Origin of the sequence: Streptomyces laurentii (assembly GCF_040635425.1) — a bacterium.
Taxonomy (GTDB): domain Bacteria; phylum Actinomycetota; class Actinomycetes; order Streptomycetales; family Streptomycetaceae; genus Streptomyces; species Streptomyces laurentii.
Genome location: NZ_JBEYHT010000085.1, coordinates 1 through 20,181, shown reverse-complemented (window position 1 = coordinate 20,181; position 20,181 = coordinate 1). Strand labels below are relative to the sequence as shown.

At 74.9% G+C, this 20,181-nt stretch carries 17 protein-coding genes and 2 pseudogenes; 15 read left to right on the top strand and 4 right to left on the bottom strand.

Annotated elements, in window-relative coordinates; translation table 11 throughout:
* The 9 genes from ABZ693_RS33210 (at position 1) to ABZ693_RS33170 (ending at position 8,920) form a co-directional block, all read left to right on the top strand.
* A complete protein-coding gene (locus ABZ693_RS33210) occupies positions 1–441 on the top strand; it encodes a phage tail protein (protein WP_359885091.1) in 441 nt (146 codons plus the stop codon).
* A 4-nt stretch (positions 442–445) separates the two neighbouring features.
* A complete protein-coding gene (locus ABZ693_RS33205) occupies positions 446–1,267 on the top strand; it encodes a CIS tube protein (protein ID WP_359885089.1) in 822 nt (273 codons plus the stop codon).
* Complete coding sequence (locus ABZ693_RS33200) at positions 1,267–3,120, top strand: VgrG-related protein (protein ID WP_359885088.1); 1,854 nt, start codon at positions 1,267–1,269, stop codon at positions 3,118–3,120. Before ABZ693_RS33205 ends, ABZ693_RS33200 begins: the two co-directional genes overlap by 1 nt.
* Positions 3,121–3,197: 77 nt before the next feature.
* Positions 3,198–3,485 carry a PAAR domain-containing protein gene (locus ABZ693_RS33195; RefSeq protein WP_359885086.1) on the top strand — a complete coding sequence of 96 codons (288 nt, stop codon included), beginning with the start codon at positions 3,198–3,200 and terminating at the stop codon, positions 3,483–3,485.
* 7 nt (positions 3,486–3,492) lie between these two features.
* Positions 3,493–3,897, top strand: coding sequence for a GPW/gp25 family protein (locus ABZ693_RS33190; protein ID WP_359885084.1), 405 nt, complete (start codon positions 3,493–3,495; stop codon positions 3,895–3,897).
* Entirely contained in the window at positions 3,894–5,975 is a 2,082-nt protein-coding gene (locus ABZ693_RS33185) for a putative baseplate assembly protein (protein ID WP_359885082.1), read from the top strand. The genes ABZ693_RS33190 and ABZ693_RS33185 overlap by 4 nt, the downstream gene beginning before the upstream one ends.
* 6 nt (positions 5,976–5,981) lie before the next feature.
* Positions 5,982–6,542: a phage tail protein gene (locus ABZ693_RS33180; protein WP_359885080.1), complete on the top strand. Its 561-nt coding sequence runs from the start codon at positions 5,982–5,984 to the stop codon at positions 6,540–6,542.
* A 446-nt stretch (positions 6,543–6,988) separates the two neighbouring features.
* Positions 6,989–7,777 carry a discoidin domain-containing protein gene (locus ABZ693_RS33175; RefSeq protein WP_359885079.1) on the top strand — a complete coding sequence of 263 codons (789 nt, stop codon included), beginning with the start codon at positions 6,989–6,991 and terminating at the stop codon, positions 7,775–7,777.
* Positions 7,778–7,888: 111 nt separating this feature from the next.
* Positions 7,889–8,920, top strand: coding sequence for a questin oxidase family protein (locus ABZ693_RS33170; RefSeq protein WP_359885077.1), 1,032 nt, complete (start codon positions 7,889–7,891; stop codon positions 8,918–8,920).
* A gap of 36 nt (positions 8,921–8,956) precedes the next feature.
* Here the strand turns inward: ABZ693_RS33170 and ABZ693_RS33165 are convergent, their stop codons facing one another.
* Positions 8,957–9,508, bottom strand: a complete 552-nt coding sequence (locus ABZ693_RS33165) for a TetR family transcriptional regulator C-terminal domain-containing protein (protein ID WP_359885075.1) — start codon at positions 9,506–9,508, stop codon at positions 8,957–8,959.
* Between the two features lie 52 nt (positions 9,509–9,560).
* Here ABZ693_RS33165 and ABZ693_RS33160 point away from each other — a divergent pair.
* The 4 genes and pseudogenes from ABZ693_RS33160 to ABZ693_RS33145 form a co-directional block, all read left to right on the top strand.
* A pseudogene (locus ABZ693_RS33160) lies at positions 9,561–10,073 on the top strand (peroxiredoxin-like family protein); the annotation flags it as partial.
* 97 nt (positions 10,074–10,170) lie between these two features.
* Positions 10,171–10,575 carry an STAS domain-containing protein gene (locus tag ABZ693_RS33155; RefSeq protein WP_359885073.1) on the top strand — a complete coding sequence of 135 codons (405 nt, stop codon included), beginning with the start codon at positions 10,171–10,173 and terminating at the stop codon, positions 10,573–10,575.
* 82 nt (positions 10,576–10,657) lie between these two features.
* Complete coding sequence (locus ABZ693_RS33150) at positions 10,658–11,164, top strand: STAS domain-containing protein (RefSeq protein WP_359885071.1); 507 nt, start codon at positions 10,658–10,660, stop codon at positions 11,162–11,164.
* Positions 11,161–11,637: pseudogene (locus tag ABZ693_RS33145) on the top strand (ATP-binding protein); the annotation flags it as partial. The gene ABZ693_RS33150 and the pseudogene ABZ693_RS33145, both read left to right, overlap by 4 nt.
* A 16-nt stretch (positions 11,638–11,653) precedes the next feature.
* Here the strand turns inward: ABZ693_RS33145 and ABZ693_RS33140 are convergent.
* Positions 11,654–12,649, bottom strand: coding sequence for a SigB/SigF/SigG family RNA polymerase sigma factor (locus tag ABZ693_RS33140; protein WP_359885069.1), 996 nt, complete (start codon positions 12,647–12,649; stop codon positions 11,654–11,656).
* 249 nt (positions 12,650–12,898) lie between these two features.
* On the opposite strand from ABZ693_RS33140, the gene ABZ693_RS33135 reads away from it, so the two are divergent.
* Complete coding sequence (locus tag ABZ693_RS33135; RefSeq protein ID WP_359885067.1) at positions 12,899–13,426, top strand: ATP-binding protein; 528 nt, start codon at positions 12,899–12,901, stop codon at positions 13,424–13,426.
* Between the two features lie 150 nt (positions 13,427–13,576).
* On the top strand, positions 13,577–16,807 hold the full coding sequence (locus tag ABZ693_RS33130) for a hybrid sensor histidine kinase/response regulator (protein WP_359885065.1): 3,231 nt from the start codon (positions 13,577–13,579) through the stop codon (positions 16,805–16,807).
* Here the strand turns inward: ABZ693_RS33130 and ABZ693_RS33125 are convergent.
* Together ABZ693_RS33125 and ABZ693_RS33120 are read right to left on the bottom strand one after the other, a co-directional pair.
* The gene (locus ABZ693_RS33125; RefSeq protein ID WP_359885063.1) at positions 16,779–19,148 is read right to left on the bottom strand and encodes a SpoIIE family protein phosphatase; all 2,370 of its coding nucleotides are present in this window, start codon (positions 19,146–19,148) and stop codon (positions 16,779–16,781) included. The genes ABZ693_RS33130 and ABZ693_RS33125 overlap by 29 nt on opposite strands.
* Positions 19,149–19,431: 283 nt before the next feature.
* Positions 19,432–20,181: rhodanese-like domain-containing protein (locus ABZ693_RS33120; RefSeq protein WP_359885061.1), on the bottom strand; the 750-nt coding region annotated here is incomplete at its 5' end.

The following is a 20,181-nucleotide window of genomic DNA, read 5'->3' as shown; positions in this document are numbered from 1 at the left end:
ATGGCCACAGCCGCCAAGAACGACGAGCCCGCCGTCAGCGTCTGCTTCGTCGTCACCGTCGACGACATCGAACTCGGGTCGTTCAACACCTGCGAGGGCCTGGGCTGCGAGGTCGTCCTGGAGACGCGGGAGGAGGGCGGCAACAACGGGCACGTGTGGCAGCTGCCGACCCGGCTGAAGTACTCCAACGTCAAGCTGTCGCGGCCGCTCACCCGCGACACCGAGAAGGTCGCGCGCTGGTTCGCCAGCATGACGACCGGGTTCACCCGCAAGACCGCGCACATCGAGGCGCGGACCGGCGACGGCCGGACGGTCGCCCAGTGGGGGCTGCTCGAAGTGGTGCCGGTGCGGTGGACGGGGCCGTCGTTCACGCCCGAGTCGCCCAAGGTGGCGGTCGAGACGATCGAGATCGCCCATCACGGCTATGTGATGGAGGGCTGAGCCCATGACCCCACCCTCCAGCGCTCCCGTCGCCTTCAGCGCGGCCGGCACGTCCGGGGTCGCGGCGTCGGCCAAGAAGGGCGCGTCCGCGCGGCCGAAGCTGGAGCACGCGTATCTGGAGCTGCGCACGCCGCCGTCGGGCGGCGGGCTCACCCCGGGCGGGCCGTGCGGACGGATCGACTTCCAGTTCAATCCCAAGGAGTTGAGCCTGACGAAGGCGGCGGCGTGGAAACGCACCCCCGCCAAGGGCGCGAAGAGCGCCGGACCGCCGGAGTACCAGGGGCCTCAGCCCAGCAAGTTGACGGTGGAGATGTTCTTCGACGCGGGCGACACCCAGGACAACCGGGTGGTGACGGCCGTCGAGCAGCTCTTCGCCTGCTGTGTGCCGACGAGCGAGACCCGGCAGCAGCAGCGTTCGTCGCCGCCGTGGGTGGTGTTCCACTGGGGCGGGCTCACCGGCTTCCCCGGATATGTCAGCCAAGTGCAGGCCAAATACACGCTGTTCACCACTTCCGGGGTGCCGATCCGGGCGGTCTGCCAGGTAACCATGGAGGAGATCAGCGGCGAGACGCCGGGCCAGAACCCGACCTCGGGCGCGCTCACGGCGCGGCGGACGCACCGGGTGGCGGCCGGGGATTCGCTGCCGTCGCTCGCGCAGCGCGAGTACGGGGATCCGGCGGCCTGGCGGGTGATCGCGGAGGCGAACGGCATCGACGATCCGTTGCGGCTCGCGCCCGGACGGCAGTTGCTGCTGCCCGCGCCCGACGAACTGGGCCGGCTGCGGGGCGACGGCGGGCCGTCGGCCGACGGCCGGAGGGAGCGCTGATGGCGCCGCCCGGCGTCGCGTCGGCGCTCGTCGTGGAGGTGGCGGGCCGACCGCTGCCGGCCCGGCTCCTGAACACGCTGGTCGAGGGGTACGTCGACGACAGCCGGACGCTGCCCGACCTGTTCCTGCTGCGGTTCCGCGACCCGGACCGGACCCTGCTCACGCAGGGCGGGATCACGGTCGGCGCCGAAGTCCGGCTGCTCGCGCGGGGCGGCGGCGGTACGGAGCCGCGCCCGCTGCTCACCGGGATGGTGACGGCGCTCGAACTGGAGCTGGACGAGTCGGGCACGTACACGGTGGTCCGCGGCCTCGACGAGACCTGCCGGCTGCTGCGCGGGGCGCGGGTGGCGGGCTACCAGAACATGACGGTCTCCGACATCGTCGCCCAGGTCGCGCAGCGCGCCGGGCTGAAGCCGGGCACGGTGGACGTGGCGGGCCCGGTGCTCGACCACGTCGTCCAACCCAACATCACGGACTGGGAGTTCGTGCGCGGGCTCGCCGAGGAGGCGGGTGCCCAGGCGTACGTACGGGACGGGCGGCTGCACGTGGCGAAGCCGCCCGAGGCGGGCGGTGCGCCGGACGCCTCAGCGCGTGCCGAACGCGACCCGCTGGTCCTGGAGTTGGGCGCGAACCTGCTGCGCTGCCGGGCGTCGGTGTCGGCGGCCGAGCAGGTCTCCGAGGTGGAGGTGCGCGGCTGGGACGTGCGGGGCAAGCGGGCGCTGGTGGGCCGGGCCCCGGCGGGCAGTTCGCCGACGCTCGCGCTCGGGGTGACCGCGGCCGAGGTGACGGCCCCCTTCGGCGAGGCCCGGCACGTGGTGACGGACGCCGGTTACGGGACGCAGGAGCGGGTCGACCGGGCGGCGAAGGCGCTGGCCGAGCGGATCGCGGGCGCGTTCGCGGAACTGGAGGCGGTGATCCGGGGGAACCCGGAGGTACGGGCGGGCGTGGCGGTGGCGCTCAACGCGGTCGGCGCACCGTTCGAGGGCCGGTACACGGTGACGTCGTCCCGGCATGTCTTCGACGCGCTGCGCGGGTACGAGACCTGGCTGACGGTGTCGGGGCAGCAGGAGCGTTCGCTGTACGGGCTGACCGGAGGCGGCGCGGCCGGCCGCGCCCAAGGCGGGGGCGGGGGCGGCGGGTTGGTCAACGCGACGGTGACCGACACCCAGGACCCGGAGGGCTCGGGCCGGGTGAAGGTGTCGTTCCCGTGGCTGTCGGACGAGTACGCGAGCGACTGGGCTCGGACGGCGCAGGCGGCCGGCACCGGGGGCGGCGAGCCGTACATCCCGGAGGTCGGCGACGAGGTCGTGGTCGGCTTCGAGCAGGGACGGCTCGACCGTCCGTACGTCCTGGGCGGGCTGTACAACGGGCAGGACCGGCCGTCCGGCGGCGGGCAGGTGGATCCGACCTCGGGGTCGGTGGACCGGCGCGCGTTCGCGTCCAAGGGCGGGCACAAGCTCGAACTGCTCGACGCGGCGGGCGGGGCGCAGGGGGTGAAGCTGCGGACCGGCGACGGGAAGCTGACGATCGACCTGGACCAGTCGGGGACGACGGTCACCATCGCCAGCGACGGCGCGGTGAAGATCAGCGCGAAGGAGAAGGTGTCGATCACGGCCTCGGGCGGGGTGAGCGTCGACGCTGAGCGCGGCGCCCTTGAACTACGGGGTGACAGTGTGACCTTGACGGCTCGTCAGGGCGTGAAGGTCGACGGCGGACAGGGCGCGGTCCGGCTGGCGACCGGGGGCGCGGTGGACGTGCAGGGGGCCTCGGTCACGGTGGACGGCACTCAGCGCACGGAACTCAAGGGCGGGACGACGCTGTCGGTCAACGCGCCCCTGGTCAAGATCAACTGAGCGGCGGACGGCCACCACCGTTCATCCGAGCGGAAACAGGAAACCGGAACGCGAACAGGAACGGGGACGGAGCGGACATGGCACAGATGTCGGCAGCGGCGGCTCGGGTCGGCGACCCGACCGCGCATCCGGGGGTGATCGGCCCGCCGGGCGTGCCGTCGGTCCTGATCGGCGGCCGGCCGGCCGCGACGGTCGGCACCGCGCACCAGTGCGCGTCGCCCGCCGCTCACCCGCCGTCCGCGCTCGCGCCGCCCGGCTCGACGACGGTGCTGATCGTGGGCCGCCCGGCGGCCCGGGTCGGGGATCTGTCGGGCTGCGGTTCGGCGGTCGTGTCGGGCTGCGCGTCGGTGCTGATCGGAGGCTGAGGAGCGGATGGGACAGGAGTTCATCGGCGCGGGCTGGGCGTTCCCGCCGCGTACCGACGCCACCGGGTCGATCGCCCTCGTCCGGGGCGAGCGCGAGCTGGAGGAGTCGATCCGGCTGATCCTGGCGACGTCGCCCGGGGAGCGGCCGATGCGGCCCGAGTTCGGCTGCGCCGTCAACGACTACGTGTTCGCGCCGGCCGACGCCGGGACGGCGGGCCAACTCGCCTACGAGGTACGGCTCGCGCTGGAGCGGTGGGAGCCGCGGATCGAGGTGACCGAGGTCGTGGTCCGGTTCGACGAGGCCGACAACGGCGTGCTGTACATCGACATCGGCTACACCGTGCGCGGCGCGAACGATCCGCGCAATCTCGTCTTCCCGTTCTATGTGATCCCGGAGGAGGACCGGGCATGACACTGCCGAGCCCGAATCTGGACGACCGGCGCTTCCAGGGCCTGGTGGACGAGGCCAAGCGGTACGTCCAGCGGCGCTGCCCGGAGTGGACCGACCACAATGTGTCGGATCCCGGGGTCACGCTCATCGAGGCGTTCGCGACCATGGTGGACCAGCTCGTCTACCGGGTGAACCGGGTGCCGGAGAAGAGCTATCTGACGTTCCTCGACCTCATCGGGGTGCGGCTGCACCCGCCGACGGCGGCCGGTACGGACGTGACGTTCCGGCTGTCGGCGCCGCAGCCGGAGCCGGTGGTGGTGCGGGCCGGGACGGAGGTGGCGACGGTCCGTACCGAGACCGAGCCGGCCGTGGTGTTCACCACCACGCGCGAGCTGACGATCCCGCCCTGCGCGTACGCGGCCCTCGCGACCTGGCCGGCGGCCGGGTCCGGTCAGGGAGCGCAGTCCGGGCAGGGCGGACAGTCCGGGCCGGGCGCGGGACCGGCCGGGGTCGATCCGCGGATGGTGAAGGGCGGCGCCCGCAGCGCCGTGGACCGGACCGAGGAACTGGCGCTCGGCCGCGACGTGCCCTGCTTCTCCCCCACCCCCACCCCCGGCGACGCGCTGTACGTGGGTCTCACGGCGGCCGTCCCGGCGGGCGTCGTCGTCCTGCGCCTCGACTGCGACGTCCAGGGCGTGGGCGTCGACCCGCTGCGGCCGCCGCTGGTGTGGGAGGCGTGGGACGGGGACCGCTGGTCGGCGTGCGAGGTGGAGAAGGACGACACGGGCGGCTTCAACCGGTCCGGCGAACTGATCCTGCATCTGCCCGCCACCCACACCCCGGGCCGGGTCGTCCGGCGCACCGGCGGCTGGCTGCGCTGCCGGCTCGTCGAGGCGGCGGCCGACCAGCCGACGTATGTGGCACCGCCGGTGGTACGAGGCGTCACCGCGTTCACGATCGGCGCGACCGTCGGCGCGGAGCACGCGGAACGGATCACGGACGAGGTTCTGGGCACGGCCGAGGGGGTGCCGGGGCAATCGTTCACGGTCTCCCGGCCGCCGGTCGTGCCGGACGAGTTCGCGCTGGAGGTGACACCGCCGGAGCCGGCGCGCGCGGTGGGCGCCGGAGCAGGATCGGCCGGTGGGAGTGCCCCGGCCGACGTGTGGACGCGGGTCGACGACTTCGCCCATTCCGCCCCGGACGACCGGCACTTCACGCTCGACGAGGGTACGGGCCGGGTCGAGTTCGGTCCGGCGGTCCGCGAACGGGACGGCTCGATACGTCACTTCGGCGCGGTCCCGGTCAAGGGAGCTTCGGTACGAGTCCGTTCGTACCGGACGGGCGGCGGGGCGCAGGGCAACGTGGCCCGCGGGACCCTGCAGGTGCTGCGCGGCACGGCGCCGTTCGTGGCCCGGGTGGAGAACCGGCGGCCGGCCGTCGGCGGGGTCGACGGCGAGACCGTGGACAGCGCCCGGATCCGGGGCCCGCTGACCCTCCGTACCCTCCAACGCGCCGTCGTCCCCCAGGACTACGAACTGCTCGCCCGCGAGGTCGCGCCGGACGCGGCCCGCGTGCACTGCGTCCCCGAGGACGGCGAGGCCGGGGTGCGGCTGCTCGTCGTGCCCTCGGGGCGCGGCGACGCGCACGGGCGGATCGCCTTCGACGAACTGATCCCGCCGCCGGGCACCCTGGAGCGGATCGCCCGCCATCTCGACGCCCGCCGCCCGATCGGCGCGCGGCTCGCCGTCGAGCCGCCGTACTACATGGGCGTCACCTTCGTGGCGACGGTGCAGGCGGGGCGCGGCGCCTCGGCCGAGCGGGTCCACGAGGACGCCCTGACCGCGCTGAACGGCTACTTCAACGCGCTCACCGGCGGGCCGTCGGGGGATGGCTGGCCGTTCGGGCGGCCGGTGCAGACGGGCGAGGCGTACGCGGTGCTCCAGCGGGTCGCGGGCGTCGACCTGGTCGACGACGTACGGCTCTACCGGGCCGACCCGGTGACCGGGCAGCGCACCGAGGTGCCCGACGGGCGGATCGCCCTCGACCGGCACGCGCTCGTCTTCTCGTACGAGCACCAGCTGCGGGTCCGGGAGGTCTGAACCGCCGTGCGCACCGACGTCCCCGGGCTGCCGAGCCCGCATCCGCTGATCGACCTGCTGCCCGCGGTCTATCTCGAACACGACTTCCTGGCACGGTTCCTGGAGGCCCTCGACGAGGTGCTGGCGCCGGTGCTGCTGAGCGTCGACAACCTGCCCGCGTACCTCGACCCGCGGCACGCGCCCGAGGACTTCCTGGAGTGGCTGGCGGGCTGGGTGGCGGTGGAGCCGCCCGGCGAACCCGGCGCGGTCCCGGTGGAACGACGGCGCGCCGAGGTACGGGGCGCGGTCGCCCGGCACCGGGCGCGCGGCACGACGGCCGGGCTCACGGAGGCGCTGCGCCTGGAGACGGGCGGGGTGGAGCCGCGGATCACGGAGAGCGGCGGGACGGTGTGGTCGACCACCCCGGGCACGCCGCTGCCGGGCGGCGGCCGGCCGTGGGTGACGGTGCGGCTCGCGATGCCGGATCCCGGACGGGTGCGCCGGGCCCGTCTGGAGGAACTGATCCGGGGCGAGATCCCGGCGCATGTGGGGTTCACGCTGGAACTGCTGCCGGGGGGCGCGGGATGAGCGGTACGGACGGTCCGGGACGGCCGGGCGGCGGAATGATCTGCCCGGTGTGCGGGCGGCGGAACGAGCCGGGGACGCCGTTCTGCGCGTCGTGCGGGACGTTCCTGGACTGGGACGAGGAAGACGACGGGGACGAGGGAGGAGGCGGGGGCGCGAGAGGGACCGGAAGCGCCGGTCGGGAGGCTCCCCCGGTGGCGGCGCCGGCACCCGCGCCCCCTCCGCCGCATGTGGCTCCCGCGCCGCCGGTGGCTCCGGTCGCCCCGGCACCCCCCGTCCCGCCGACACCTTCCGTACCTCCCGTACCTCCCGTGGCGTCCGTACGCCCCACCCGACCTGCCCCACCCGCGCCACCCGGGCCTCCCGCACCTCCCTCACCCCCCGTCCCCTCGCCCCCGCTGCCCCCCGAGGTCGGGCCGCGGCGGCCGGGGGCCGAGACCGGGCCGGCCGTGCCGGGGCCGCCGCCGGACCGGGAGGAGGCGCCGCCCCGTCCCGTACGGCAGGCGCCGGCCGCGACCGTACGGTGTCCCAACTGCGGCACCGAGAACGCGGCCGACCGCACCCTGTGCGTCCGGTGCGCGCTGCTCCTCGACCCCGGGCCGCCGCCCGCCGTCCGGCCTCCGTGGTGGCGCCGGCTGCTGCACCGCGAACGGCGGCCGGCTCCGGTCGCGGGCACCCGCCCGCGCCCCGCCTGGCGCCGCCCCCGGGTCGCGCTGCCGCTGATCCTGCTGCTGCTCGCCGTCGGCGTCTGGTTCGCCCTGCCGCGCGTGGGTGGCTGGCTGGGCCTCGCGCGCGACGAGACGGGGACGCCCGAATCGCTGCCGCCCACCGCCTTCCGGGCGTCCAGCGCGCTGAAGGACCATCCGGCGGGCGCGGCCTTCGACGGCTTCAACAACCGCTACTGGGCGCCCGCCACCCCGGACGCGACACTGGAGGCCGACTTCGAGAAGCCCGGGGTGCGGGTCACGAAGCTGGTGGTGTTCGGCGGGATCTCGGCGAAGCAGGACGAGTTCCTGACCCAGGCCCGCCCGGCCCGGCTGCGAGTGGAACTGCTCACGGCGGACGGCGAGACGAAGACCCAGCGCGTCACCCTCAAGGATCAAGCGGGTCAGCAGACCTTCGACGTACGCGGTACGGACGTGGTCCGGGCCCGGCTCGTTCCGGAGACCTGGTACGGGGCCGGGCACGACCGTCGACTCGCGGTGGCCGAGGTCGAGTTCTTCGGACACCGCGGGTGAGGGGCTTCTTGGCGGACCAGGGCCCCGGACCGGGGACTCCGGGCCCGGGCCCGCGGTCCTAGGGCCATCGGCCGTTCCGCGCGGAGCGGAGCCACGCCTACCGTCCCCGGCATGACCACGTATCACGCCGACACGACCGGCGTCCTCGACGAAGCCCTCCAGCGACTGCACGCCCACGGCCCCGAGCACCACGGCCGGCTCAGCAATCACGCCCCGATGGCCGTCGAGGCCCTCGCCGCGCACGGCCAGGCGGGCGCGGTACACCGCTGGCTGGATCACTACGCCCCGAAGCTGGAGGAGTTCCCGTCCCGCGTCGCACCGGTCACGGCCGACGGCTGGGCGGACGCGCTCGGCGACATCCGCCGGGCCGCCGACTGGATCGACTTCTTCGGCCGCGAACTCGCCGGCCGGCCCTGGCGCGACGTGCTCGCCGCGTGGTGGCCGCGACTGCTTCCGGGGCTGTACGCCGCGGCGACGCACCCGGTGATCCGGGTCGGTCACGCCGTCCGCACCCTGCTGGCCGCCGGCGAGGACGTCACCGCGCCGCGGCTGGCGGAACTCGGCCAGGCGCTGGGCTACTGGGCCGCCCGCCACCTCCCCGTCACCGGCGTCCGCCCGCTGCCCGGAGCCGTGCCGAGCGCCGCCGCCGCGCTCGACGCCGTACCGCTGCTCGCCGAGCAGAGCGGCATCTTCCCGGACCGGCTGGCCCGGGTCGCCGGTCTGCCGGTGTGGGCGGACGGGGTCACCGACCCCGACACGGCGTACGCGCGCCTGACCGAACTCGTCCGCGCCGCCACCCACCGGTACGCGACCCACGGCCACGGCGAGGAGACGATGCTGGTCCACGCGGCCACGGCGCCCAACGCCGTCCTCCGGGTCCTCCCGGCCCTCCCCCTCGCCCAGTGGGCACCGAGCCTGACCGCCGCGTGGACCGCGTCGGCGGCCGTCACCGCGATGTACGGCCCGGCATCCCCGCTGCCCGCGACCGACCCCGGCTCGCTCACCGCGGGAGACCTCGTCGCGCTCGCCCTCGACCACGGCGACGAGCACGTCATCAAGCTCACGGACACGGCGCTGGACGTCGGCGACGGCCCGGCGTTCTCGGCCGCGCTCCGCGCGATCGAGCTCAGCGCCCGCCCGTGACTCCCCCGCCGGTCCGCGACAGCGTCGCCCCGCACGTCATGCCGTGATCGCGGCCAGTGCGGCGTCGGTCGTCGTCCGGAGGGTGGCCGCGTCGGCGCCCGCGCGGGAACGGAGGTTGACGCCGTAGGCGAGGAGGGCGAGGACGTCGGCGGTGGTGCCGGGGTCGGCGGCGGGAGCGAGCCGGCCGAGGTCGCGGGCGGTACGCAAGGCGGCGTGGAGGGCGTCGCGCAGCTCGTCGTGGTGGTGGTGGTCGAGGAGGGCGCGGACCTCGGGGGTGGCGTGTTCGGCGCCGGCGTGGGCGTTGGCGACGAGGCAGCCCCAGCCGGCGTACTCGCCCGTACAGCGCGCGTCGACGAGGGCGGCGAAGAAGGCGGCGACGGCGGGCAGGCCGCGGGGGTCCTCGGCGAGTGCGCGGAAGGCTGGGCGGGAGAACCGGTCGCGGTACCGGCCGAGGGCGGCGAGGTAGAGGTCCTGCTTGCCGCCGAAGGTGCCGCTAGAAGAGCCGGACGACCGTCTCCAGGGCCGTGTCCGGGTCGAAGTGCTTGGTGTCGGCCATCGTCGGGGCCCTCTCGCTGCGTGGGTCTTCACCGGCGGGCTGCCCGGGTGCCCGAGCGTCGGACGTCCGGCCGACCGGCGCCCCGGCGACCGGGCGCCCGCGTTCCGGCTGCCGTCGGCGGCCGGCGGCACGGTCGGACTGGACGAGCTGCTCGCGGACGGCCCCGCCGTGCTCACCTTCTACCGGGGCGCCTGGTGCCCGTACTGCAACCTCGCCCTGCGCGCCCTCCGGCAGAGCCATGCGGACATCGCCGCGCGCGGCGCGCGCCTCGTCGCCGTCTCTCCGCAGGTGCCGGACGAGTCGCTCTCGCTGTCCGAGCGGCACGCCCTCGCCTTCGACGTACTGAGCGACGTCGGCTCCGGCACCGCGCGGCGGTACGGTCTCGCCTTCGACCTTCCCGAGGACCTCGCCGCCGCCTGCGACCGGCTCGGCTTCGACCTCCAGCGGGTCAACGGCGGGCATCCGCGCACCCTCCCGATGCCCGCGACGTACGTCGTCGACCGCGCCGGGACCATCCGCCGGGCCTTCGTCGACACCGACTACACCGCACGCGCGGAACCGTCCGACATCCTCGCCGCGCTCGACGCCCTGGCCTGAAACCCCTCCCCCGGCCGGGCGCGCATGGCCGGCGCCGGACGGGGCAGCCGCCTCGTGAAGGAACGTGTCGGTACGTGTCGGTCGCGGAGGTGCGGACATGGATCCCGTGGAGTGCGGCCACAGCGCTCCCGCCGCGGCGCCCGGGCCGCGGACGTACCGGACGCCGAGCGGCACGGCGTGGGTCGTCCGCGAGCCGTCGCCGGTACCCGGCACGGTCGTCCTGTCCGCGACCGGGGAGTTCGACCTGCACACCGTCAGATGTCTGCGGCAGGCGCTCGCCGAGGCCCGGCACGAGGACGGCGGGCGCACCGTGCTCGACATCTCGCAGGTGTGCTTCGGCGACTCGTCGTTCCTGCACGTGCTGGTGGCGGCACGGTCGGCCGACCCCGGCTTCGTCCTGGCCGGCCCGGTCCCGCGGCAGCTGCGCCAGCTGTTCTCGCTGAGCGGGACCCAGCGCATGTTCACGATCGTCAAGGACCGCGCCGCCCTCGGGTTCGGCTGACCCGGACGCACCGGGCGAGGCCCGGGGCGCCGGAAGACAGGGGGAAGGCAGGGGGGAGGTACGGAAGGGAGGCCGCGACCGCATGGGCGCCATGAACGGTACGTACGGCAGCGGCGGCACGACCGGCGCGAGCGGCACCGGCGGCACGAGCCGGCCGGACCGCGTGAGGGCGGCACCCGGCCGCACGGAACGCCTGGCCGTACGCACCCTGACCCCGCCACCGGCCGAGGGAACCGGGCCCGGGGACGAGACCGTCGTCCTCGCCGTGACCGGCGAACTCGACCATGACACCGCGGCCCCGCTCAAGGAGGCCCTGACCACGCACACCGGCCCCGGCCGGCGGATCGTCGTGGACTGCGCCGGGCTGCGCTTCTGCGACTCGACCGGCCTGAACGTCCTGCTCCGGGCACGGCTGCGGATGCTGGCCGACGGCGGCCGGCTGGACCTCTCCGGGCTCGGGCCGCCGGTGGACCGGATGTTCGAGATCACGGGCGCGCTGTCCGTCTTCCGTGTGTACGCGGACACGGCCGCCGCGCTCGCGGACGCGCCGGCGGCCGACGTCCCCGCGACCACGCCGGAGGGGTCATGACCGCGTCCGGCGCCGACCGCTTCGGCACGGGGGACCCGGCCCCCGTGCCGCCCCCGCCGGAGCCGGCGCGGGAGCAGGTCCGCCGGCTCGTCCTGGACGGGGCCGGTGGCGCCGTGACCCGGTGCCGCGACTTCACGGCGGCGGCGCTCGCCGAGTGGGGCTGGCTCCCGGCGGCGACCCCGGAGGGGCGCGAGCGCGCGGAGGACGTGCTGCTCCTGGTCTCCGAGGTGGTGACCAACGCCTGTCTGCACGCGGGCGGGCCGGAGGAACTCGTGCTGCGTCACCGCGGCGGCGCGGGCCGGGCGGACCCCCGCGGCCGGCTGCGGATCGAGGTGGCCGACGCCAGCCCCGTACCCCCGCGTCCGCGCGCCCCGCGCTCCCCCGCCCTGCCCGGCGGGCACGGTCTGATGGTGCTCGACCGGCTGGCGGGCGCCTGGGGCTCGGCGGCCCGGGCGGACGGCGGCCCCGGGAAGGTGGTGTGGCTGGAGATCAGCCGTCCGCCGGTTCCGCCCGCGTGGAACCCGTCCCCCGACGGGAAGCCCGGGAACGAGCCTGGGAACGGAGGGAGGCCGGGGAACGAGGGGAAGCCGGGGAGCGACGGGGAGCGCGGCAGCGGTCCACCCGGCCGTCCCGGTCGGCGAGGAGCCCCGCTCTGAGTTCGCCGAGGATGCGGGCGAGCAGCCGGGAGACGTGCATCTGGGACAGTCCGAGCCGCGCGCCGATCTCCGCCTGGGTGAGTTCCTGGCCGAACCGGAGCGACAGGATCCGCCGGTCCCGCTCATCGAGGCCCGCGATGAGCGGCCGCAGCGACGCCAGGTCCTCGATCAGTTCGTACGCGGAGTCCGGCGCGGCCAGCAGCCGCAGATACGTGCGCGGGGTCTCCGCCTCCTCGTCGAGGGCGCCTTCAAGAGAACGGGCGGTGTAGCCGCGGGCCGCCAGCTCGCCCTCGGCGACGCGTTCCTCGCTGAGGTGCAGGTACGCGGCGAGTTCGGCGCGGGTCGGGCGGTGGCCGAGCCGCTGTTCGAGCAGGTCGGCGGTCCTGGCGAGGTCGATGCGCAGTTCCTGGAGCCGGCGTGGCACCCGGACGGCCCAGCTGGTGTCCCGGAAGAAGCGTTTCATCTCGCCGACGACGGTCGGCAGCGCGAACGCCGAGAACTCGATGCCCCGGCCCGGGTCGAAGCGGTCGATCGCCTTGATCAGGCCGATGGTGCCGACCTGGACGATGTCCTCCACCTCCTCGGGCCGGTGCCGGAAACGTCGGGCGGCGAACCGGACCAGGCTCAGGTTGAGCTCCACGAGGACGTTGCGGACATAGGCGTGCTCGGGTGTGCCCGGCTCGAGGTCCCGCAGCCGGACGAGCAGCGCGACGGACAGGATCTGCGCCTGGCGGGTGGAGACCCTGGTCGGACGGGCGATCTCGGGAAGGCCGGCCAGCGCCGCGCGCCGGGTGGTGGCGGACGCGCCGGCGGCCGTCGGGGTGGCCATGTGGCTCCTTGTGCGCTCCTGCGTCGCTCCTTCTGCGGAGGTGCCTTCTCCGGAGGTGCCTTCTGCGGAGGTGAGGGCGGTGGGCCCGCGGCGCCGACGGCCGAAGGGACGTGCGGCGGGGTCCGTCGGTCGGTCGTCCCTCAAGGAACATCCCGAGGAACACCCCGAGGAACGTCTCGAAGGAGAGGATTCCCGCCCGGCCGGTCTTTGACACGGTTTGATCCGCCCCGGAGCGGAAAGCCGCAGCGTATGGCGATACGGACGGAACGCGGGGCGCGGACTCCGGACCCGGCGGGGCGCCTGCCGGGGTCCGGGGGCCGGTCCTCCCTGCGCCATGCGCTGACGGACGGGCCCGGGGTGGTCGCGGAGTGCCGCGATCTCACCCGGTGGGCGCTGCGCGCCTGGTTCGGCCCGGACGGGGACCCCGCGCGGACGCCGGCCGCGGACGCCCTGCTGCTGGTGTCCGAGGTCGTGACCAACGCCCGCACGCACGGCGGGGCCCCGTACGAGATCCGGCTGGACCGCGTCGGGCGGACGCTGCGGGTCCGGGTCGGCGACACCAGCCCCGTCCCGCCCCGCGCGCGCGGCCCGCACCGGCCCGACCACCCCTCGGGGCACGGGCTCTTCCTGCTCCAGCGGCTGGCGACCCGGTGGGGATCGGTGCCCCGGGGTCCCGCCGGCAAGACGGTGTGGTTCGAGGTGGAGGTGCCGCCGGCGTCGGCGGAGGTGGTCGAGGAGCCGCTGGAGGCCGGTACGGGGCCGGTGGACGGTCCCTGACCGGTGGTTCCCTGGCCGGCGTGCGACCGCGCCTTCCCGGAGGCCCCGCGGTGGGCCCGGTCCTAGAGTGGACGGAGGGCACCGGCCCTCCGCGTACGCGTCCCTTCCCGGTGTCCCGGCCCCCGGCGTCCCCGGTGTACGAGGTCCTTCATGGCAGAGCGCGAAGCATCGTCCCGCGACGGACAGGGCACCGCACGGCCCGCACCCGACCCGCGTGACACCGCCGCCGCGGCCGACACGACCGACACGACCGACACGGCCCGTTCCTCCGCTTCCTCCGGATTCTCTGCTTCCTCCGGTTCCTCTGCCTCCTCCGGTTCCTCCGGCGCGCCGGACGAGCGGGCGCTGAGGCGACTGCTCGCCGGGCTCACCGCCGTACGGGACGGGGATCTGTCCGTACGCCTGCCGGAGGGCGCGGACGGCGTCCTGCCCGAGATCGCGGCCGTCTACAACGACATGGTCGACCGGCTGTCGCTGCTCACCTCCGAGGTCACCCGGGTGGCGGGCGAGGTCGGCGGGCAGGGTCTGCTGGGCGGGCGGGTGCACGAGCCGCGGGCGCGCGGGGCGTGGCAGGAGCTGACCACCGGCGTGAACACCATGGCCGACAACCTCACCTCGCAGGTCCGCTCGATCGCGCAGGTCGCCACCGCCGTCGCGCGCGGCGACCTCACACAGAAGATCCGGGTGGAGGCGCGGGGCGAGATCCTGGAGCTGAAGGAGACCATCAACACGATGGTCGACCGGCTGTCGTCGTTCGCCGAGGAGGTCACCCGGGTGGCCCACGAGGTCGGCACCGAGGGCAAACTCGGCGGCCAGGCCCGGGTCCGCGGGGTGTCCGGCACCTGGAAGGACCTCACCGACAACGTCAACTCGATGGCGGACAACCTCACCAACCAGGTCCGCAACATCGCCCAGGTCACCACGTCCGTGGCCCAGGGCGATCTGACCAGCCGGATCGACGTGTCGGCGCGCGGCGAGATCCTGGAGCTCAAGACCACCATCAACACGATGGTCGACCAGCTGTCGTCGTTCGCGGCCGAGGTCACCCGGGTGGCCCGCGAGGTCGGCACGGAGGGCAAGCTCGGCGGCCAGGCGGAGGTCGAGGGCGTGTCCGGGACGTGGATGCGGCTCACCGAGAACGTCAACGAGCTGGCCGGGAACCTGACCCGCCAGGTCCGGGCGATCGCCGAGGTGACCAGCGCGGTCGCCGAGGGCGATCTGACCCGCTCCATCACCATGGACGCGCCCGGCGAGGTCGGCGAGCTGCGCGACAACATCAACGCGATGGTCGAGTCGCTGCGCGCCACCACCCGCGCGAACGAGGAACAGGACTGGCTGCAGACGAATCTCGCCCGGGTCACCGCCCTGCTCCAGGGCACCCGCGGGGTGTCCGAGATCGCCGAGCTGATCATGACGGAGGTGCCGCCGCTGGTGTCGGCGCAGTACGGGGCGTTCTTCATCGTGGAGGAGAGCGCGTACGGCCCGGTCCTGGCGATGTCCGCCTCGTACGGGCTGCCCACCCCGGGCCCCGGCCGGCACGCGCGCCGCTTCAAGATCGGCGAGGGTCTGGTCGGGCAGGCGGCCCGGGACCGGCGCGCGCTGCTCGTCGACCCGCTGCCCGAGGGGTACGCCACGATCTCCTCCGCCGTCGGTTCGAGCGGCCCCGCGGCCCTCGTCGTGCTGCCGATCGTGGTCGAGGAGCAGGTGCTCGGCGCCGTCGAGCTGGCCTCGCTCCAGCCCTTCGGCGCGCTCCAACGCGACTTCCTGGACCGGTTCGTGGTGAGCGCGGGGGCCGTCCTCAGTTCCCTGGTGGCCAATCTGCGCACCGACGAGCTGCTCGCCCAGTCCCGCAGCCTGGCCGACGAACTGCGCTCCCGCACTCAGGAGTTGCAGGCCCGGCAGCGGGAACTGCAACGCTCCAACGCCGAGTTGCAGGAACAGGCGGAGCTGCTCGCCGACCGCAACAAGGACATCGAGTCGAAGAACCGGGTCATCGAACAGGCCCGGCAGGAACTGGAGACGCGGGCGCAGCAGCTGTCGCGGACGTCGATGTACAAGTCCGAGTTCCTCGCCAACATGAGCCACGAGCTGCGCACCCCGCTCAACAGTCTGCTGATCCTGGCCAGGTTGCTCGCCCAGAACCCGGAGGGGAACCTGACGGCGAAGCAGACCGACTACGCGGAGGTCATCCACTCGGCCGGCTCCGATCTGCTCCAGCTCATCAACGACATCCTCGACCTGTCGAAGGTGGAGGCGGGCAAACTGGAGGTGCGGCGCGAGCCGTTCGCGCTGACCCAGCTCCTGGAGTACCTGGAGGCGGCGTTCGGCCCGGTCGCCGACGAGCGGGGGCTCGACTTCACCGTCACCGTCGCCCCGGACGTACCGGCCCATCTGACCAGCGACGAGGCACGGTTGCGGCAGGTGCTGCGCAATCTGCTGTCCAACGCGCTGAAGTTCACCGAACGGGGCCGGGTGTCGCTGACCGTCGAGCACACGCCGCCGGACGAGATCCCGGCGGCCCTGCGCGAGGCGGCGGAGGGCGAGGGCCGGCCGGTGCTCGCCTTCCGGGTGGCGGACACCGGCATCGGTATCCCGGGCGACCGGCTGCGGCACATCTTCGACGCCTTCCACCAGGGGGACGGGACCACGGCGCGCGAGTACGGCGGGACCGGTCTCGGCCTGTCGATCAGCCGGGAGCTGGCCGCGCTGCTCGGCGGGGTCATCGAGGTCGAGAGCACCCCGGGCGAGGGCAGCGTCTTCACCTTCCACCTGCCCGAACGGGTGGTGGAGGGCGGGGCGACGGACAGCGGGACGGCGGAGGGCGGAACGGAGGCCGACCGAAAAACGGAGACCGGCGGGACGGACGAGGCGAGCACGTCGGAGACCACGACCGAGACCGAGGCCGGTGCCGGTACCGAGCCCGAGACGGCCCGCACACGGGCCGGGGCGGAGACGACGGAGACGACGACCGCCGAGGGCGGCCGGCGCCGGACCGTCCCGCCCGCCGCCGGCGCCGCCACCGTGCTCGTCGTCGACGACGACACCCGTAACGTCTTCGCCCTCACCCAGGTCCTGGAGTCGCACGGGCTGCGCGTCCTCACCGCCGGCGGCGGCCGGCGCGCCCTCGACCTGCTGACCGGGGACGCGCACGTCGACCTGGTCCTGATGGACGTGATGATGGCCGGCATGGACGGCTACCGGACCATCGAGGAGATCCGGCGGCTCCCCTCCCGCGCGGGCCTTCCGGTGATCGCGGTCACCGCGAAGGCGATGCCCGGCGACCGGCTGCGGGCGCTGGAGTCGGGCGCCGACGACTACCTCGCCAAGCCCGTCGACGAGGACGAGCTGATGGTCAAGATCCGTCGGCGTCTGGGGAGTTGACGACCACTCCCGCCACGCGCGTGTCATCGGCGGTCGGCTCGCCGGGGTGGCGCACCCGGACCGCGACCACGCTCGTGTCGTCGTCGGTGTCCCCCATCTCCGTCCCGAGCAGCCCGTCCACCAGCCGTTCCGGACTCCCGCCGGCCGCGAGCCGGCCCGCCGCCGCGACCAACCGGGCGAGCCCGGCCCCGATGCCGTCGTGGCGGCGCTCGACCAGGCCGTCGGTGTAGAGCAGCAAGGTGTCCCCGGCGCGCAGGGCGGTGCGCCGTTCCTCGTACGTGTACGCGGGCACGGCGCCCAGCAGGATGTCCTGCGGCGGGTCGAGCAGCCGGGCCCGGCCGTCGCGGACGAGGAGCAGGGGAAGGTGGCCGGCGCTGGACCAGACGAGTTCGCCGGACTCCGGGTCGTACAGCGCGCACACGGAGGTGGCGGTGGAGCCGTCAGTGCGCAGGGTGACCTCGTTGAGCCAGCTCATCAGCTGTCCGGGCGGGCGGCCGGTGAAGGCGAGGGCCCGTTGCGCGTTGCGCAGGGCGACCATGCCGGTGACGGAGTCGATGCCGTGCCCGGCGATGTCGCCGACGGTCACCAGGACCTTTCCGGATGGCAGCGGCAGGACGTCGTACCAGTCGCCGCCCACCTGGTACTCCTCGGCGGCGGGCCGGTAGCGGGCGGCGACGGTGAGGCCGCCGGGCAGCTCGCGCAGGGCGGTCGCCTCGGGGACGATGGCCTGCTGGAGCTGGAGCGCGAGCTGGTGGCGGAGTTCGGCCTGGTCGCGGACGGCGGTGAGGTGGTCGAAGGTGGCGGTGAGGGCGAGTTCGGTGCGCCGGGTGGCGGAGACGTCCTGGTAGACGCCGACGAAGCCGGTGACCGTGTCCTCTTCGAGCAGCGGCTCGGCCGCGACCCGTACATGCCGTACGGAGCCCTCGGGCAGCACGATCCGCAGGACGGCCTGGGCGCCGGAGCGGCGGTCGGTCAGGGTGCGCAGCAGGTCGGTGAGCGCGTCGCCGTCCTCGCGGTGGATCCGGCCGCGCAGCGCGAGCAGCGGCAGTGCGGCCTCGTCGCGGGACATGCCGAAGAGCGCGTACGCCTGCTCGGACCACACGGTGTCGCCGCCGGTCAGGCTGTCCTGGAAGGTGGCGACGCTCTGCAGCCGGGACACCGCGCGGCCGGTGGCGATGCCCGGGTCGCTCGCCGCGTGCCACAGCACGACGGCGCGTTCGGCGCCCGCGCGCAGGACGCGTACGTCGAGCAGCGGGCCCGGCGGCGGCGCGGCCCGGCCGGGCGGCAGATGCGGGGCGTGCTGTGGATGCCGGGTGTGCCGGGCGCGCAGCACCAGCCGGGCCAGTTCGCCGTGCGTGTGCGGGAAGACCCGTTCCAGCGAGCGGTCCTCGGCGGGCGGGATGCCGCCGAGGGCGGTCTGCGCGGCCTCGTTGGCGTGTTCGAGTACGGGTTCGCCGGTCACGGTGTCGGTCCGCAGCAGCGCCCCCGGGTGCGCGAGCGCGTCCAGGACGTCGACGAGCACGGGCGCCCCGGGCTCCTCGTCGTCCGGCCGGTCGAGCACCGCCGCGGCCACGTCCATCAGGCCGCCGACCGCGCGCCGCAGGGCGGTCCCGAACGCGACCGGCCCTGGCCAGCCCACCAGGGCCACTCCGACGGTGGCCCCGCGGCGGCGCAGCGGCAGCACGGCCCGCCCGGCTCCGGGGCGGGCCCCGGGCAGCGGGGTGGGGTCGTCGGCTTCGACGGCCGGGCCGCGCCCTTCCCCTTGGGCGGCTGCGCCGAGGGCGCCCTCCATCCAGACGGGGGTGTTCTCGGCGAGGGCACCGCGGAACGGGCCCGGGGCCGCCGGCGGGATCCACTGCCAGGCCGTCGCCTCCGCCGCGCCGACGCCCGCGTGGCCGGCGAGCCGGAGGCAGCCGTCGACCGTGCGCCACAGCCACAGACTGTCGGCGCCGAGCGGCGCCAGGCCGCCTTCCAGAAGGGTGTGCACGCCGTCGCCGACGTCCTCGGCCGCCTCGGCGGCAACGGCGGTACGGCGCAGCCGGCGGGCCAGGCCGGGCGGCAGCGGCTCGGGCGGGGTGACCCGCGGGTCACCGGGGGCGGCGACGCCGTTGACGACGTCCGCGGCCAGATCCTCGGCCGAAAGGCCGGTCGCGTCGGCGAGGGCGGTGAGGTGGTCGTACGCCTCGATCGTGGACAGGCCCAGCTGGGCGGCGAGCACCCCGGTGGCGAGGTCCATCAGCCGGCGGCGGGCGGTCTCGGCCCGCAACCGCCGGTTCTCGGCGGCGAGCCCGGCGAAACCGGACGTCGCCCGCGGGACGGACGCTCCCGCGGAATCGGCCACGTCGACCTCCACGTCGGCCTTCGAAAGCGGCGCTCGTTCCCCTACGGGAGTCTACTCGCGGGGCCTCGCCGGGGCCGTCCGAGCGAAGCCGGACGGGGGCGCGGGGAGAGGGGAGCGGGCGCGCGCGGAGAGGAGAGCGGGGGGGGCGTGCGGAGACGTGTCATCGGGGCCGACGGTCCGGCTTCGGCGGAGGGCCGGAACAGGCCGGACCCGGCCGTGCGGGGGCACGGCCGGGTCCGGGGTCGGTGGGCTGTCCTCGGAGGACAGCCGGGAGGGGCGGGTGTCAGGCGGCGGACTGCTCGTCGGCCTGGGCCCACGCGCCGTAGCCGCCGAGGAGGTCGGAGACGTCGGTGAAGCCGTGGTGGCGGAGCAGGCTGCCGCCGATGGCGGAGCGGTGGCCGCCCGCGCAGTGCACGACCAGCGGGCGGTCGGTGGGCAGCTCGCCCATCCGGTTGCGCAGCTCGGCGAGGGCGATGTGCTCGGCGCCCTCGATGAAGCCGGCGGTCTCGCGCTCGCCCTCGCCGCGGACGTCGACGACCAGCGGCGGGTTGTCACCGGCCAGGGCGTCGCGGAGCTGGGCGACGGTGAGGCGGCTGGCCGGGGCGACCTCGTCGGCCATCTCGACGAGCGCGTCCCCGGGGCTGCGCAGGTAGCCGGCCACACGGTCGAAGCCGATCCGGGCGAGGCGGGTGACGATCTCCTCCTCGCGGTTCTGCGGGGCGACGACCAGCAGTTCGTCCTTCGGGTCGAGGACGCTGCCCGCCTGCTCGGCGAACCGGCCGTCGGCGGGCACGTTGACCGCGCCGCGCAGGTGACCAGACGCGAAGTCCTGCGGGTCGCGGGCGTCGACCACGACCGCGCCGCTGTCGCGCAGCCGGGAGAAGTCCGCCACGCGCAGCGGGCGCGGACCGGCGGCACTGTCGAAGAGTTCGCGCTGACGGCGGTTGAGGTCGGCGTCGTACGCGAAGTAGCCGGGCGCGGCGGGCTGGCCGGCGGCGACGATCGCGACGAACTCTTCCTTGCTCATCGGCGC

What these genes read in the sequence shown, in the direction of transcription:
- ABZ693_RS33210 (WP_359885091.1), top strand. Translation starts at nt 1, where the DNA reads ATGGCCACAGCCGCCAAGAACGACGAGCCCGCCGTCAGCGTCTGCTTC.
- ABZ693_RS33205 (WP_359885089.1), top strand. Translation starts at nt 446, where the DNA reads ATGACCCCACCCTCCAGCGCTCCCGTCGCCTTCAGCGCGGCCGGCACG.
- ABZ693_RS33200 (WP_359885088.1), top strand. Translation starts at nt 1,267, where the DNA reads ATGGCGCCGCCCGGCGTCGCGTCGGCGCTCGTCGTGGAGGTGGCGGGC.
- ABZ693_RS33195 (WP_359885086.1), top strand. Translation starts at nt 3,198, where the DNA reads ATGGCACAGATGTCGGCAGCGGCGGCTCGGGTCGGCGACCCGACCGCG.
- ABZ693_RS33190 (WP_359885084.1), top strand. Translation starts at nt 3,493, where the DNA reads ATGGGACAGGAGTTCATCGGCGCGGGCTGGGCGTTCCCGCCGCGTACC.
- ABZ693_RS33185 (WP_359885082.1), top strand. Translation starts at nt 3,894, where the DNA reads ATGACACTGCCGAGCCCGAATCTGGACGACCGGCGCTTCCAGGGCCTG.
- ABZ693_RS33170 (WP_359885077.1), top strand. Translation starts at nt 7,889, where the DNA reads ATGACCACGTATCACGCCGACACGACCGGCGTCCTCGACGAAGCCCTC.
- ABZ693_RS33155 (WP_359885073.1), top strand. Translation starts at nt 10,171, where the DNA reads ATGGATCCCGTGGAGTGCGGCCACAGCGCTCCCGCCGCGGCGCCCGGG.
- ABZ693_RS33150 (WP_359885071.1), top strand. Translation starts at nt 10,658, where the DNA reads ATGGGCGCCATGAACGGTACGTACGGCAGCGGCGGCACGACCGGCGCG.
- ABZ693_RS33140 (WP_359885069.1), bottom strand. Translation starts at nt 12,649, where the DNA reads ATGGCCACCCCGACGGCCGCCGGCGCGTCCGCCACCACCCGGCGCGCG.
- ABZ693_RS33135 (WP_359885067.1), top strand. Translation starts at nt 12,899, where the DNA reads ATGGCGATACGGACGGAACGCGGGGCGCGGACTCCGGACCCGGCGGGG.
- ABZ693_RS33130 (WP_359885065.1), top strand. Translation starts at nt 13,577, where the DNA reads ATGGCAGAGCGCGAAGCATCGTCCCGCGACGGACAGGGCACCGCACGG.